Origin of the sequence: Roseospirillum parvum, from assembly GCF_900100455.1 — a bacterium.
Lineage (GTDB): Bacteria > Pseudomonadota > Alphaproteobacteria > Rhodospirillales > Rhodospirillaceae > Roseospirillum > Roseospirillum parvum.
The window spans coordinates 1-13756 of the sequence record NZ_FNCV01000004.1; the positions used below are offsets into that span (position 1 = coordinate 1).

The following is a 13756-nucleotide window of genomic DNA, read 5'->3' on the forward strand; positions in this document are numbered from 1 at the left end:
GCGCCGAAACATGGCTCCTTCTCGCCCACATTCGGCGGGTCACCCGCCTTCTCGCAAGGCCCTGATATCCTTCACGGAGTTTCGAATCAGACTCTCAGACGCAAAAATATTATGGGACCCTGCTGGGACAGTACGCGTTGTTTCCCAAAGCGCGGGACCGGCAGCAGATGACGGATCATTGATGAAATCTGCTGGGGCGTGCACAGTGGATTGGGTAAAAGCAAATGAAAAAGAGCAGCTTGAAATGCTTCTTATTTTATTTGTCCAGCTAACCCTCTCGGAAGGTTTGCCAGCAATATATGTACATGAAGCGTTTAAATCTATCAATCAGTACCGAGAGGCGATTGATAGGGCAGGTTTCATTGTTCCATAATTCAATTGATGATCGCTTGGATTGGCGCGGGCATCCACAGATTATCGTTGTCGTTTTTTATTCGTGATCGAGCCACACTTGCGCCTTGAGGAGCGAGGATTTAGGCTCGATCCTGGTCAACAACGGCAGTCAGGGACAACAGGCTCATGCGGGCGGTTTTCGTGATGATCAAGTGCGATCTGGGCAAGGCCTACGAGGTCGCCGAGCAGGCGGTGGAAACCGTGCCCGAGGTTTCGGAGGTGCATTCCACCTCCGGCCAGTACGACCTGCTGGCCAAGTTCTACCTGGATGACGAGACCGACATCGGCCGCTTCGTCACCGAGCGGGTGCAGACCCTGCCCGGCGTCGCCGACACCTTCACCCTGATCACCTTCAACGCCTTCACCCGCGATTCCTCGCCGGCCGGCACCCGCCTCGCCTGACATGCGGACCCTGGCCTGCTACGCCATCAAGGGCGGCGTCGGCAAGACCGCCGGCGCGGTCAATCTGGCTTGGCTGGCCGCCGAGCAGGGCTACCGGGTGATCCTCTGGGACCTCGACCCGCAAGGGGCGGCCAGCTTCTATCTGGGGGTCAAGGCCAAGGTCAAGGGCGCCGCCGGCAAGCTGCTGAAGGACAAGGACGGTCTGGCCGAGCGGCTGCGCCCCAGCGCGCACGCCAACCTCGACCTGCTGCCGGCCGACTTCCGCTACCGCCACATGGACCGCCAGCTCGACGACCACAAGAAGCCCGAGCAGCGGCTGGGCAAGCTGTTGGCCGGCCTGCGCAAACACGCCGATCTGGTGATCCTCGACTGCCCGCCTAGCGTTTCGCTGGTCAGCGAGAACGTGTTCACCGCCGCCGACGCCATCCTGACGCCGCTCATCCCCACCACCCTGTCGCTGCGCACGCTGGCCCAGTTGCGCGAACTGGGCCGCGAGGTGGCGGCCGAGGTGGGCCGCCCGCCGACCCCGATCTGGCCCTATCTGTCGATGATCGACCGCCGCAAGCGCCTGCACCGCGAGATCGCCGAGCAGGTGGCGGCGGCCGAGCCGGACCTGATGGGCGACGCCATCCCCTATGCCAGCGCCGTCGAGCAGATGGGGTTGGAGCGCCAGCCGCTGCCCCTGTTCGCGCCGAGAAGTCCGGCCACCCAGGCCTTCCGCAACCTGTGGCGGGATGTCGACGGGCGCCTGTTCGGGCCGCGTCTGGCCCCGGTCGCCAAGCGCGCCACGGTCTGAGCGCCGCCGGCGCGGCCTGCCTGCCGTGCCTTAAGCCTTACATGCCGCGCCTTACATGCCGCGCCTTACATGCCACGCCTTACATGAAGGTGCTGGCGCAGTACATGCCCTGGGCTTTCAGGCGTTCGCACATCTGGTCGGCGGCCTGTTTCGAGGGCAGGGGGCCGGCGATCAGGCGGTAGTAGGTGCCCTTGGTGCCCAACTGGATGGGCCGCACGGTGGGGCTCAGGCCCACCGAGGCATCGCCCAGCTTGTTCCTCAGCGTCTCCCAACCCTGCATGGCCGCCTGCTCGCTTTTGTAGGAGGCGAGGTGGACCCCGGCCTGACCGCTGCTCGGCTGGGTGGCGCCGGACAGGCTGGTCGGGCTGCTGGCAGAGCTGGAGGCGGCCACCGACGATGACCCGCTGCTCCGCGCGGCGCTTTGCGCGCCCTGGGCGGCGCGTTCGATGGCCGCCCGCTCGCGGGCGAACTCGTCGGAGGTGATCAGGCCGTCGGCGCGCAGACGCTCCAGCCGGCCGACCGCGGCGGCGGCCTCCATCAGCCCTTGCGGCGGGGCGGCCGGCGGCTCGGTGACCATCGGCTCGGCGGGCAGCAGGGCGTCGAGGATCATCAGGCGTTCGCTGGCGTGCTCGCGGGCCGAGATGGCGCGCAGCTCGAAGGAGCGCCGCAACGCCCTGAGGCGGGCCACCACCTGATCGGCGGTGGGCACCGGGCGGGTCAGGCCGACGGCCGGCGGCGGCGCGGTCAGGGGCAGAAGGGCGCCCCGGTTGGTCTGCCGGCGGGCCCGGTATTCCTGGTCGGTGATCAGGTCCTCGGCGACCAGCCGCTTGAGGATCTCGAAGCGCCGGGCGACGTTGGCGTTGCCCTCGGCGGTGACCGGTTCGGCCATCGGCCGGCCGGCGGTCAGGGTGCCCTGCTCGACCGGCGGCGCGGCGCTGTAGGAGGGCATGCCGCCGGGACCCAGGGGCTGCGGCGCCGCGCCGGTCCCCCACGGATTGGCTGAGGCGTTGACCTCCAGCGCCTGCAGGTTGGCCAGGGCGATGTCCATCACCCCGGCCGGCTGCATGCGGGCCCAGCCCTGCACGTTGACCTGGACCGCCGGACGCAGGGCCAAAAGGTCCTCGTAGGCGGTGCGGGCGCGGGCCGGGCGGCCGGTGTTCTGGTACAGGATGCCGGCGGCGAGCAGGGCGTAGGGGTCCTTGGGGTTCTGCTTCAGGGCCGCCGCCACGTGCCGTTCGGCGGTGGCGTAGTCGGCCCGGGCCAGGGCGCCCAGGGCGAGGTCGGCGTTGGGCCGGCTGTCGCCGAAGAAATCGGTCTCGTTCAGGAAGCCTTCCTGGTCCAGCATGGCGGCACAGCCGGCCAGCCACGGCGCCAGCAACAGCACGGCGAGCAGCCGGCCGAGGCTGCGGGCGCCGCCCGGTCCCAGCTTCTGGGTGCGCCGCTGGATGCGCCGCTGGCGTCCCCGCATCGGCTTCATGTCGGTGTCTCTCCCTGGCCCGGCGCCGGCCCGCCGACCAATGCCGGCCCCGCTTCTCAGGCGCGATCCCAACCCCGTCCGCCAAACCTCTGGACACACGGGACCTTTTATAGCCGATGGCAGCATAGCCCGCCGAGTCGCCCAAGGCAACACGGGCGATGCGCGCCGGCCCTCCTGACCACCCTCCTGACCACCCTCCTGACCACCCTCCTGACCACCCTCTTGGCAGGCCGCCGGCGGGATGGCACATAGAGGGCATGGACGCCAAGACTCCCCCACCCGACAGCGCCGCCGGCACCCCCGAACGCGAAATCAAGCTGCGCCTGCCGCCGGCCCGTCTGGCCGACCTCAAGGCCCATCCGGTGCTCGCCCGCCATGCCCTGGGCGCGCCGGAGACCCGCCAGTTGACCACCACCTACTTCGACACCCCGGACGGCCTGCTGCGCGCCGCCGGGGCGACGGTGCGGGTGCGCACCGACGGTCGCGGCCGGGTGCAGACGGTGAAGGCCATGAACCCGGCCGGCACCGCCTTCGACCGCCTGGAGTGGGAAACCCCCACCGACCGCGACACCCCGCGTCCGGTGCGCCTGGAGGGCGCCGAGGGGCTGGACCCGGCGGTGGTGGCGCGGCTGGCCGACGAGACCGGGCTGGCCGAGCTGAAGCCGGTCTTCGTCATGGAGATGGCGCGCACCCAGCACCAGTTGGGGGGCGAGGACTGGGCGGTGGAGCTGGCCATCGACCACGGCGAGGTGCGGGCCGGCGGTCGCCGCGCCCCGATCGCCGAGGTGGAACTGGAACTGAAACGGGGCAGCGTCGACCGCCTCTACGCCCTGGCCCTGGAGTTGGCCGCCGACCTGCCCCTGAGCCTCGACCCGGAGACCAAGGCGGGGCGCGCCTGGCGGCTGGCCGCCGGCGATCCGCCGCCGGCCCCGGCCCGGGCCAAGGCGGTGCCGCTGCGCCTCGACGAGCCGCTGGGCGAGGCCTTCCAGGTGGCGGCGCGCGGGTGCCTCGGCCAGTTGATCGCCAACCAGCGGCCGATCCTCGAGCGTGGCCACGGCGATCCGGAAGGGGTCCACCAGATGCGCGTCGCGGTGCGCCGCCTGCGCTCGGTGATGGGCCTGTTTGGCCCGGCCCTGGAGGGCCGCGAACTGGCCCCCCTGAAGGACGAGCTGCGCTGGCTGAACGGCTTGCTCGGCCCGGCCCGCGACCTCGACGTGTTCATCGCCGAGATCCTCGACCCGGTGGGCGCCGCGCTGGCCGACAGCGCCGACCGGGCGACCCTGGCCGACGGCCTGGAGCGCCTGCGCCGCCACTTCGCGCAACGCCGGCTGGCCGCCTACGAGGACCTCTCGGCGGCCCTGTCGGGGGCGCGCTTCACCCGCCTGGTGGTCCGTCTGGCCCGCTGGATCGACGCCGGGGCGTGGCAGGGCGGGGCCCACCTCGCCGAGCCGCTGGGCCCCTACGCCGGCCGCCTGCTCGACAAGCGGGCCCGCAAGGTGCTGAAGGGCGGGCGCGGCCTCGACCAACTCGACGAGACGGGGCGCCACGAATTGCGCCTGACCATCAAGAAGCTGCGCTACGCGGTGGATTTCTTCGTCGGCCTGGGGCCGCGTCAGGCGGGGCGCGACTATCTCGCGGCCCTGAAGGCCCTGCAACAACGCCTGGGCGAGTTGAACGACATCGCCGTGGCCCGCGACCTGCTGCACGATCTGGCCGGCAAAAGCTCGGCCGAGGAAGCCTGGGCCGCCGGCATGGTGGCCGGCTGGCACGCCGCCCGCCTGCCCGGCCTGCAAAGCGGTCTGGGCGCCGAATGGGCCACCTTCCAGCAGACCCCGCCGTTCTGGCGCGACCAGGGATAGCCGGGGCCGGGCACGATCACCGCCAAGGCCGCTTCCCCATTGCCGGGTTTGTTTTTGCGGCCGGGTTTGTTTTTGCGGCAAAGTCCTGTATCCAGGACGCCTTGCGCTGGCCGCCCTGGCAGGGGCGCCCCCGCCCTTCCGAAAATCCCGCACCCATCAGCGCCGCGCGCCGCCGGCGGGCGCGCTGACGTCCCGCCATTGGGGAGACCATGAAAGCTCTTTATGCCTACCGCGACCAATGGATCGGCAATGTCCGCGACGACATCCTGGCCGGTCTGGTCGTCGCCCTGGCCCTGATCCCCGAGGCCATCGCCTTTTCGATCATCGCCGGGGTGGACCCCAAGGTGGGGCTGTATGCCTCGTTTTCCATCGCCGTCATCGTCGCCATCACCGGCGGCCGGCCGGGCATGATCTCGGCCGCCACGGCGGCCACGGCGGTGCTGATGGTGACCCTGGTCAAGGATCATGGCCTGCAGTACCTGCTGGCCGCCACGGTGCTGGCCGGGCTGATCCAGATCGCCGCCGGGCTGGCCGGGCTGGGCCGGCTGATGCGCTTCGTCTCGCGCTCGGTCATCACCGGTTTCGTCAACGCGCTGGCCATCCTGATCTTCCTGGCCCAGGTGCCGGAGCTGGTCGGCGTCACCTGGGTGACCTACGCCATGGTCGCCGCCGGCCTGGGCATCATCTACCTGTTCCCGCGGCTGACCAAGGCGGTGCCCTCGCCGCTGGTGACCATCGTCGTGCTGACCGCGCTGACCATGGCCCTGGGCCTGGACGTGCGCACGGTCAGCGACATGGGGGCCCTGCCCGACACCCTGCCGGTGTTCCTGCTGCCCGACATCCCGCTGACCCTGGAGACCCTTCAGATCATCCTGCCCTATTCGATCGGCGTGGCGGCGGTCGGGCTGCTGGAAAGCCTGATGACCCAGACCATCGTCGACGATCTGACCGACACCCCCAGCGACCGCAATCAGGAGTGCATCGGGCAGGGCATCGCCAACACCTGCACCGGCTTCATCGGCGGCATGGCCGGCTGCGCCATGATCGGCCAGTCGATGATCAACGTGAAGTCGGGCGGCCGGGGGCGATTGTCGACCTTCACCGCCGGGGTGATGCTGCTCTTCCTGATCGTCGTGCTGGGCGATCTGGTCGGGCGGATTCCCATGCCGGCGCTGGTCGCCATCATGATCATGGTCTCCATCGGCACCTTCTCGTGGTCGTCGATCCGCAACCTGCGCGACCATCCGCGTTCGTCGTCGGCGGTCATGCTGGCCACCGTGTTCTTCGTCGTCTACACCCACAACCTGGCCATCGGGGTGCTGGTCGGGGTGTTGCTGTCGGGGATCTTCTTCGCCGGCAAGATCGCCCAGCTGTTCCGGGTCAGCTCGGAGATTTCGCGTGACGGGCGGCAGCGCACCTACGTGGTCGAGGGGCAGCTTTTCTTCGCCTCGACCGAGGACTTCATGAAGGCGTTCGATTTCAAGGAGGCGCTGGAGCGCGTCACCCTCGATGTCAGCCGGGCCCACATCTGGGATGTGTCCTCGGTGGCGGCGCTCGACATGGCGGTGCTCAAGTTCCGCCGCGAGGGCGCCGAGGTGGAGATCGTCGGCATGAACGAGGCCTCCGAAACCATCGTCGACCGGCTGGCCGTGCACGACAAGCCGGGCGCCATGGACAAGTTGATGGATCACTAGATTGGGAGACGCACAGATGTCCGGCATCCTGATGGCCCTGGTCGATGGCTCGGCCTACTCGGAAAGCGTCTGCCGCCACGCCGCCTGGATCTGGCGGCGCACCGGCGCCCAGGTGAAGCTCTACCATGTGCTCGATCCGCGCCGCGCCCCGGCCCCGCCCGACCTGTCCGGCTCCATCCGCCTGGGGGCGCGCACAAACCTTCTGGAAAAGCTGAGCGCGCTTGACGAGCAGCACGCCAAGCTGGCCCAGGCCCAGGGCCGCGCCATCCTCGAGGACGCCCAGGCCCTGCTCGAGGCCGAGGGGGTGAAAGACGTCATCACCCGCCTGCGCCACGACGACATCGTGGCCACCGTCGAGCGGAAGGAAGGCGTGGCCGACATGATCCTGATCGGCAAGCGCGGCGAGGCGGCGGGGCTCGACAAGCCCCACCTGGGCTCCAATTTCGAGCGCATCGTGCGGGCCAGCCACAAGCCGGTGTTCGTCGCCAACCGGGCCTTCTCGCCCATCGAGCGGGTGCTGATCGCCTATGACGGCGGCGCCTCGTCCATGAAGGCGGTCGACTATGTGGCCCGCGACCCGCTGTTCGCCGGCCTCAAGGTGATCGTCGCCACCGCCGGCCAGGAAACGGCGGAAGTGACCAGGAGCCTGGAAAACGCCCGCGCCACCCTGACCGCCGGTGGCCACGAGGCCGAGACCAGGGTGCTCAAGGGGGCGCCGGAAAAGGCCCTGGCCGAGCTGGTGGAAGGCGGCGGCATCGACCTGCTGGTGATGGGGGCCTATGGTCACTCGCGCATCCGCACCCTGGTCATCGGCTCGACCACCACCGAGATGATCCGCTCCTGCAAGGTGCCCGTGGTGCTGATGCGCTGATCGGTTCCCCGCCCCGAGTTCCAGGCCCTGCCGAGTTTCCCGCCCGCCGAGGACGCCATGCCCGATGGCCCGCTGACCGCCGCCCTCTACGCCGCCCTGGCCGGCCTGCCGATCATCATCGGCGGCGGACTGGCCCGGTTGGAGGGGCTGCTGCCGGGCTGGCTGGACATGGAACTGCGGCACACGGTGAACGCCCTGGTCGGCGGCATCCTGCTGGCCGCGGTGGCCCTGGTCCTGGTGCCGCGCGGCATCGAGGTGCTGAGCCCGCTGGCCGTCTCGCTGTGTCTGGCCGGGGGTGGGGTGCTCTTCCTGTGGATCGACAAGGCCCTGTCGGAGAGCGGGGCCAAGGTGTCGCAGCTTCTGGCCATGCTGCTCGACTACCTGCCGGAGGCCATCGCCCTGGGCGCCATGCTGGCCAGCGGCGCCCCGGCGGCCCTGCTGCTGGCCCTTCTGATCGGCCTGCAGAACCTGCCCGAGGGCTTCAACGCCCTGCGCGAGATGTGCGGCGGCCGCCACGGTCTGCCCTTCGGCAAGGCGCTGCTCCTGATGACCGGCTGCGCCCTGCTCGGTCCGCTGGCCGCCCTGGGCGGTCATGCGCTGCTGGCTGATCAGCCCCAGGTGCTGGGCGGGGTGATGCTGACCGCGGCCGGCGGCATCCTCTACCTGACCTTCCAGGACATCGCGCCCCAGGTGCCCCTGCGCTCGGCCTGGGCGCCGCCGCTGGGCGCCGTGGGGGGCTTCCTGATCGGCGTCCTCGGCCACATGCTGGTCGGCTGATACCAGCCGGCGATGAGCAGGACTCATCGCGGCTTGGTCAAGCCCTTGGGGGTCCGGGCGCCTTTGAGTTGGGGGCTTTGCCCCCAAACCCCCACCGGGGAAGCAGGGCTTCCCCGGACCCCTCCATTCGTTGGTGAACAAACGCTACCTCCGAGCGGAACGCCCGGGGTTTTTGGTTGCAGGCCAGCTTCGCTGGCCTGCGAAAACAACCAGGGAGTGGCCGCTCGCTCGGCGATCAATGAATGAATGGCGGGGGTCCGGGGGAGCCCCTGGCTCCCCCGGTGGGGTTTTAAAGGGGCAAAGCCCCTTTCATTCATACCAACCGGCGGTGAGTTTTTCTCATCGCCGTCTGGTATGAGGCCGGCCCGGGCGGGGGCTCAGCCCCGGTTCTGGCGCATGGCGTCGATCAGCTCGCGGTTGCGGGCCTCGGCGCGGCTGTTGTGGACCACCAGCACGGCGTGGATGACCGCCGCCAGCCACAGCCCGAAGCTGATCGGTGAGGCGAAGCCCAGCGTGCCGACCAGGATCAGGAAGGCGATCACCAACAGGCTCAGGTTGAGGATGGCCTGGATGAACTTGCCGGCGAACAGCAGGCCCAGGGGCGGCACGAACAGGGCGACAAGGTAGATCATCTAGAACCTCTCGGAGAGCCAGACGGCCAGCCGGGTGCCGCGCTTGATGGCGCCCGACAACAGGGGATAGGCGGGCGCCTCGGCGGCCCCCTCCTGGCGCGCCAGGTCGCGGTGTTCCACTTCTTCCTGGCGGAAACGCTCGATGGTGTCGCGCAGCTCGGCCTCGTCCTCGCCGAGCTGGTCGCGCTGGGCCGCGTAGTGGCGGTCGATGACCTCCTCCACCGCCTCGGTGCAGGCGTGGGCCGCCTTCTCGCCGAGCAGGGCGGTGCCGGCGCCCAGCGCGAAGCCGGCTACATGCCACAACGGCTGGAGCACGGTGGGCCGCACCCGGCGCTCGACCAGCAGGCGGTCGAAGGTGCTGCGGTGCGCCACCTCCTGGTCGTGCATGTGCTGCAGGCGGGGGTTGCGCCGCCCGCCGCCGAGCACCGCCATCTGCCCCTGGTAGATGCGCACGGCGCCGTACTCCCCGGCCTGATCGACCCGGATGAATCGCTCCAGAAGCTGGCGCTTGTCGGGATCGCCGGGGCGGCGCGGCTCGGCGGTGCGTGGGCGGTGGGGGGCGGCGGGGTCGGTGGTCATGGCGGCTCCGTTGACGGGCGGTCGCTGCCTATTTGGGGCGTGGGGCGCCGCCGGCAAGAGCCCCGGCCAACAGCGCCAGGGCGGAAAACACCAGCACATTGTAGCCGGCCATGGTCAGCCCGAACAGCGACCAGGTGATCTCGTCGCAGGCCGGCTGGGCGGGGCCGGCGGCCAGTTGGGCCCGAAGGTCGGCCAGCGAGGTGGCCTGGGCGCCGCCGGCCTGACAGGAGGCGGTGCCGGCCCACCAGTGCTGCTCCACCCCCACGTGCCAGCCGGCCAGCCCCAGGCCGACCAGGGCGACCAGACAGCCCACCGCGAGCAGCCAGCGCCGGGTCGACAGGCCGAGCGGCAGCAGCCCGCCGAGCCCGCCGAGAACGACCAGCGTGGCGTGGGGGATGCGCTGGTAATGGCACAGGGTGCAGGGCCTCAGGCCGAAGAAGTGCTGGGCGACCAGGGCCCCGCCCAGGGCCAGGGCGGAGACCAGGCCGATCAGCAGCAGGCCTCGCCGGGGGGTGAGGCGGTTCAGGAGATGACTCATGGGTTGCCTCCCCCCAGCAGGCGGGCCGCCACCACCCCGGCCACCAGCAGCCCCACGAAGGCCAGGGTCAGCTTGCCCAGGTGGGCCTCGATGAAGCCGCGCATGGGGGTGCCGAAGCGCCACAGCAGGGCGGCGACCAGGAAGAAGCGCGCCCCCCGCGACAGCAGCGAGGCCGCCCCGAACGCCCACGGGTTCATCTCCATCACCCCGCTGGTCAGGGTGAACACCTTGTAGGGGATGGGGCTGAAGCCGGCCGCGAAGACGATCAGAAGACCGTGCTCCTGGTACTGCGCCTGCAACTCGGCGAAGGTCTCGCTGGCGTGGTAGGTGTCGAGGATCCAGCGGCCCACGGTGTCGAACAGGCCAAGTCCGATCAGATAGCCGGCGAAGCCTCCGGCCACGCTGCCCAGCGTGCACACCAGGGCGATGCGGAAGGCGCGCGTCGGGGCGGCCAGCACCATGGGGATCAGAAGGACATCGGGCGGAATGGGAAAGACCGAGCTTTCCACGAAGGCGACCACGGCCAGCACCCACAATGCCTTGGGGTGTTCGGCCTGGCGCAGGGTCCAGTCGTAGGTGGCGCGCAGCAAGGGGGGACTCCGCCGGGGCAGGGGGAAGGGCGTCGGCGGCCGCCAAGGGCATGCTGCGTGATTGGTGCTCGCGCAGCATGCCCCAGGCTGTTGATATTGCCGCAAATCGTCGTCGTGATCCGTTCCGGATCGCTCGGGATTTGCTGTATAACAGCTTTGCCGGGGCGGGAACAGCAAGCCCTCTCTTGCCCATTCCCCGGCGCCGGTGTAGGTGTTGGGGCCTTAAGGGGGCGTGGCGGAACTGGTAGACGCGCTCGACTCAAAATCGAGTGGCTTCGGCCTTGGGAGTTCGAGTCTCCCCGCCCCTACCATCCCCTCCGGCCGGCCCTTTGGCGGCGCGGCGGAGCGGCACCCCGGCCCCCTGGCCCCCGCAGTGGCGCCGGGGAGGGCGCCGGGGCCGGTTACTTTTCCCCCTACAGCATCCCCGGCAGGACGCGGTCCGGCGGCTGGTGGCCGTCGGCGAAGGTGCGGATGTTGACGATCACCTTGTCGCCCATGGCCATCCGCCCCTCGATGGTCGCCGAGCCCATGTGCGGCAGCAGCACCACGTTGTCCATGGCCACCATCTTGGGGTTCACCGCCGGCTCGTGCTCGAACACGTCGAGCCCGGCCCCGGCCAGCTCGCCGCGCGACAGCATGCGGACCAGGGCGGTCTCGTCGATCACCTCGCCGCGCGCCGTGTTGACCACATAGGCATGGGACTGCAACAGCCGGAGGCGCCGGGCGCTGAGCAGATGGAAGGTGGCCGGGGTGTGCGGGCAATGCACCGAGATGACGTCCATGCGGGCCAGCATCTGGTCCAGGCTTTCCCAGTAGGTGGCCTCCAGCTCGGTTTCGATGTCGGCGTGCACGCGGCGCCGGTTGTGATAGTGCACCGCCATGCCGAAGCCGCGCGCCCGGCGCGCCACCGCCTGCCCGATGCGCCCCATGCCGACGATGCCGAGGCGCTTGCCGGTGATCCGGTGGCCCAGCATGTGGGTCGGGCTCCAGCCGTTCCAGGTGCCGGTGCGGACCATGCGCTCGCCCTCGGCCAGCCGACGCGGCACGGCCAGGATCAGGGCCATGGTCATGTCGGCGGTGTCCTCGGTCAAAACGTCCGGGGTGTTGGTCACGGTGATGCCGCGCTCGTGGGCGCTGGCCACGTCGATGTGGTCCATGCCGGTGCCGAAGTTGGCGATCAGCTTGAGGTTGGGCCCGGCCTGCGAGATCACCCCGGCGTCGATGCGGTCGGTCACCGTGGGCACCAGGACGTCGGCGTCCTTGATGGCGGCGATCAGCTCCTCTTTCGAGAAAGGGTGATCGTCGTCATTGAGGCGGGCGTCGTAGAGCTCCATCATTCGGGTCTCGATCGCCTCGGGGAGCTTGCGGGTGACAACCACCAACGGCTTCTTCAAACCCATGTCGCTTCTCCGCCCGGCCCGGCCGGCCACAGGCGACCGGGACGCTTTTCAAGGATGTACGGCTATACGTGCCTCCGCGAATAGCAAGAGGCGACCCCCATTGTCCAGAGCAGGTGTCCGCGCCGGCCACCACCAGCGCCCCTTGACCCGGCCTGTGGGCCTGCCCACACTGCCGATGGCCCGTCCCCTCCCCAAGTCATCCGGATCCCCATGCCCCGACACCGTTCGCTTGCCGGAACGTCTTTCTCCCTGATCGCCGCGCTCCTGCTGCTGGCCCCCCAGACGCAAGCCCAGGAGCAGGTTCAGGCTCAGGAAAACGGGGCCGAGGCGGCCTCGGAGGCGCCCCGGGAAAGCGGCGTCAGCACCGGCCTGCCGCTGCCGCGCTTCGCCTCGCTGCGCTCCGACAAGGTCAACCTGCGGCGGGGTCCCGGGGTGCGCTATCCGGTCGACTGGGTCTACCTGAAGCGCGACCTGCCGGTGGAGGTGATCGGCGAGTTCGACACCTGGCGCAAGATCCGCGACCCGGAAGGCACCGAAGGCTGGGTCCACCAGAGCATGCTGTCCGGACGGCGGACCCTGATCGTCACCGGCGGCGAGCCGGTCGACCTGACCGCCGAGGCCGACCCCGACAGCCCGCCCCGGGCCCACGTCGAACCCGGCGTGCTCGGCCACCTTTTGACCTGCCAGGCCAACGCCCGAACCTGCCGCGCCGAAATCAACGACCTCACCGGCTTCCTGCCCCGCGACCGCCTGTGGGGCATCCACCGCGGCGAACAGGTGGACTGAGCCGCCGGCCCGGGGAGCCTTGGCGCCAAGGGGCGCCGCGCCCCCTTGGCGGCGCCTGAAGCAGGCTCAGCCCCAGGGGCCGGCGGGTTTGGCGGTGGGGCCGGCCATTTGCATCAGGGCGTTGATGCGGTTGGTGGTGTTGGGGTGGGTCGAGAAGAGGTTGTCCATCTTCTGTCCGTTGAGCGGATTGATGATGAACAGGTGGGCGGTGGCGGGGTTGCTTTCGGCCACCGGGTTGAGGGTCCTGCGCGCCGTTTCCTCCAGCTTTTTCAGGGCCGAGGCGAGGGCCTCGGGCTTGCCGGAGATTTCCGCGCCGCCCTTGTCGGCGGCGTATTCGTTGCTGCGGCTGATGAACATCTGGACCAGCATGGCGGCCATCGGGGCGAGGATCATCAGGGCGAGGGTGCCGACGATGCCCATCTGGTTCTCGTTGTCGCGGTTGCCGCCGAAGAAGAGGGCGAAGTTGGCCAGCATGGAGATGGCCCCGGCCAGGGTGGCGGTGACGGTCATGGTCAGGGTGTCGCGGTGTTTGACGTGGGCCAGCTCGTGGGCCATGACGCCGCGCAGCTCGTCCTCGTTGAGGATGCGCATCAGGCCGGTGGTGGCGGCCACCGCGGCGTGATCGGGGCTGCGCCCGGTGGCAAAGGCGTTGGGCTGGTCGGACTCGATCACATAGACCTTGGGCATCGGCAGCTCGGCCCGCCGGGCCAGATCGGCGACCAGATTGTAGAAGGCCGGGGCCGAGGTCTGGTCGACCTGGCGGGCCTTGTACATCTTCAGCACCATGTCGGCCGAATTCCAGTAGGCGAAGGCGTTCATGCCGCCGGCCACCAGCAGGGCGATCACCATGCCGGTCTGCCCGGCCAGCAGATAGCCGACGCCCATGAACAGGGCGGTCATCCCGGCCAGCAGCATGGTTACCCGAAGCGTGTTCATCGCCGTCGATCCTTTCGGACGGTTGA

General features: G+C 69.6%; 15 protein-coding genes and 1 tRNA gene. 9 read left to right on the forward strand and 7 right to left on the reverse strand.

Annotated features, from left to right (window positions below; genetic code table 11):
* The 3 genes from BLR95_RS15905 to BLR95_RS06960 all read left to right on the forward strand — a co-directional run.
* Positions 1–373 (forward strand): hypothetical protein (locus BLR95_RS15905; RefSeq protein ID WP_218119506.1); only part of this gene is annotated, 373 nt, incomplete at its 5' end.
* Positions 374–519: 146 nt separating this feature from the next.
* Entirely contained in the window at positions 520–795 is a 276-nt protein-coding gene (locus BLR95_RS06955; RefSeq protein WP_092617501.1) for an Lrp/AsnC ligand binding domain-containing protein, read from the forward strand.
* 1 nt (position 796) lies between these two features.
* Positions 797–1591, forward strand: a complete 795-nt coding sequence (locus BLR95_RS06960; RefSeq protein ID WP_092617504.1) for a ParA family protein — start codon at positions 797–799, stop codon at positions 1589–1591.
* 79 nt (positions 1592–1670) lie between these two features.
* Here BLR95_RS06960 and BLR95_RS06965 read toward each other — a convergent pair whose 3' ends face one another.
* The gene (locus BLR95_RS06965; protein ID WP_143130952.1) at positions 1671–3068 is read right to left on the reverse strand and encodes an SPOR domain-containing protein; all 1398 of its coding nucleotides are present in this window, start codon (positions 3066–3068) and stop codon (positions 1671–1673) included.
* A gap of 257 nt (positions 3069–3325) precedes the next feature.
* On the opposite strand from BLR95_RS06965, the gene BLR95_RS06970 reads away from it, so the two are divergent.
* The 4 genes from BLR95_RS06970 to BLR95_RS06985 all read left to right on the forward strand — a co-directional run bounded on the left by BLR95_RS06970 (position 3326) and on the right by BLR95_RS06985 (position 8269).
* Positions 3326–4927, forward strand: coding sequence for a CYTH and CHAD domain-containing protein (locus BLR95_RS06970; protein ID WP_176787694.1), 1602 nt, complete (start codon positions 3326–3328; stop codon positions 4925–4927).
* A gap of 209 nt (positions 4928–5136) precedes the next feature.
* On the forward strand, positions 5137–6621 hold the full coding sequence (locus BLR95_RS06975; protein ID WP_092617512.1) for a SulP family inorganic anion transporter: 1485 nt from the start codon (positions 5137–5139) through the stop codon (positions 6619–6621).
* Between the two features lie 16 nt (positions 6622–6637).
* On the forward strand, positions 6638–7492 hold the full coding sequence (locus BLR95_RS06980; protein WP_092617515.1) for a universal stress protein: 855 nt from the start codon (positions 6638–6640) through the stop codon (positions 7490–7492).
* Positions 7493–7549: 57 nt separating this feature from the next.
* Entirely contained in the window at positions 7550–8269 is a 720-nt protein-coding gene (locus BLR95_RS06985; protein WP_092617518.1) for a ZIP family metal transporter, read from the forward strand.
* Positions 8270–8646: 377 nt separating this feature from the next.
* On the opposite strand, the gene BLR95_RS06990 is transcribed toward BLR95_RS06985, so the two are convergent.
* From BLR95_RS06990 to BLR95_RS07005, 4 genes are read right to left on the reverse strand one after another with little or no spacing between them, the layout of a single operon-like run.
* Positions 8647–8901 carry a hypothetical protein gene (locus tag BLR95_RS06990; protein WP_092617521.1) on the reverse strand — a complete coding sequence of 85 codons (255 nt, stop codon included), beginning with the start codon at positions 8899–8901 and terminating at the stop codon, positions 8647–8649.
* Entirely contained in the window at positions 8902–9480 is a 579-nt protein-coding gene (locus tag BLR95_RS06995; protein WP_092617524.1) for a demethoxyubiquinone hydroxylase family protein, read from the reverse strand. It abuts the gene before it with no gap.
* Between the two features lie 28 nt (positions 9481–9508).
* Positions 9509–10018: a disulfide bond formation protein B gene (locus BLR95_RS07000; RefSeq protein WP_092617527.1), complete on the reverse strand. Its 510-nt coding sequence runs from the start codon at positions 10016–10018 to the stop codon at positions 9509–9511.
* On the reverse strand, positions 10015–10608 hold the full coding sequence (locus tag BLR95_RS07005) for a YqaA family protein (protein WP_092617530.1): 594 nt from the start codon (positions 10606–10608) through the stop codon (positions 10015–10017). The genes BLR95_RS07000 and BLR95_RS07005 overlap by 4 nt, the downstream gene beginning before the upstream one ends.
* Before the next feature lie 226 nt (positions 10609–10834).
* Here BLR95_RS07005 and BLR95_RS07010 point away from each other — a divergent pair.
* Positions 10835–10919 (forward strand) — tRNA-Leu (locus BLR95_RS07010).
* A gap of 102 nt (positions 10920–11021) precedes the next feature.
* On the opposite strand, the gene BLR95_RS07015 is transcribed toward BLR95_RS07010, so the two are convergent.
* Complete coding sequence (locus BLR95_RS07015; protein ID WP_092617533.1) at positions 11022–12008, reverse strand: 2-hydroxyacid dehydrogenase; 987 nt, start codon at positions 12006–12008, stop codon at positions 11022–11024.
* A 210-nt stretch (positions 12009–12218) separates the two neighbouring features.
* Between BLR95_RS07015 and BLR95_RS07020 the strand changes: the two genes are divergently transcribed.
* Positions 12219–12794 (forward strand): SH3 domain-containing protein, encoded by a 576-nt coding sequence (locus BLR95_RS07020; RefSeq protein ID WP_092617536.1) that lies wholly within the window; start codon positions 12219–12221, stop codon positions 12792–12794.
* A gap of 66 nt (positions 12795–12860) precedes the next feature.
* Here BLR95_RS07020 and htpX read toward each other — a convergent pair whose 3' ends face one another.
* Positions 12861–13730, reverse strand: coding sequence for a zinc metalloprotease HtpX (htpX, locus tag BLR95_RS07025; RefSeq protein ID WP_092617539.1), 870 nt, complete (start codon positions 13728–13730; stop codon positions 12861–12863).
* Positions 13731–13756: the final 26 nt, after the last annotated feature.

Bases quoted from the DNA above. Each gene is read 5' to 3' on its own strand.
- BLR95_RS06995 (WP_092617524.1), bottom strand. From the start codon at position 9,480: ATGACCACCGACCCCGCCGCCCCCCACCGCCCACGCACCGCCGAGCCG.
- BLR95_RS06970 (WP_176787694.1), top strand. From the start codon at position 3,326: ATGGACGCCAAGACTCCCCCACCCGACAGCGCCGCCGGCACCCCCGAA.
- BLR95_RS07015 (WP_092617533.1), bottom strand. From the start codon at position 12,008: ATGGGTTTGAAGAAGCCGTTGGTGGTTGTCACCCGCAAGCTCCCCGAG.
- BLR95_RS06965 (WP_143130952.1), bottom strand. From the start codon at position 3,068: ATGAAGCCGATGCGGGGACGCCAGCGGCGCATCCAGCGGCGCACCCAG.
- BLR95_RS07020 (WP_092617536.1), top strand. From the start codon at position 12,219: ATGCCCCGACACCGTTCGCTTGCCGGAACGTCTTTCTCCCTGATCGCC.
- htpX (WP_092617539.1), bottom strand. From the start codon at position 13,730: ATGAACACGCTTCGGGTAACCATGCTGCTGGCCGGGATGACCGCCCTG.
- BLR95_RS06955 (WP_092617501.1), top strand. From the start codon at position 520: ATGCGGGCGGTTTTCGTGATGATCAAGTGCGATCTGGGCAAGGCCTAC.
- BLR95_RS06960 (WP_092617504.1), top strand. From the start codon at position 797: ATGCGGACCCTGGCCTGCTACGCCATCAAGGGCGGCGTCGGCAAGACC.
- BLR95_RS06980 (WP_092617515.1), top strand. From the start codon at position 6,638: ATGTCCGGCATCCTGATGGCCCTGGTCGATGGCTCGGCCTACTCGGAA.
- BLR95_RS06975 (WP_092617512.1), top strand. From the start codon at position 5,137: ATGAAAGCTCTTTATGCCTACCGCGACCAATGGATCGGCAATGTCCGC.
- BLR95_RS06990 (WP_092617521.1), bottom strand. From the start codon at position 8,901: ATGATCTACCTTGTCGCCCTGTTCGTGCCGCCCCTGGGCCTGCTGTTC.
- BLR95_RS07000 (WP_092617527.1), bottom strand. From the start codon at position 10,018: ATGAGTCATCTCCTGAACCGCCTCACCCCCCGGCGAGGCCTGCTGCTG.
- BLR95_RS06985 (WP_092617518.1), top strand. From the start codon at position 7,550: ATGCCCGATGGCCCGCTGACCGCCGCCCTCTACGCCGCCCTGGCCGGC.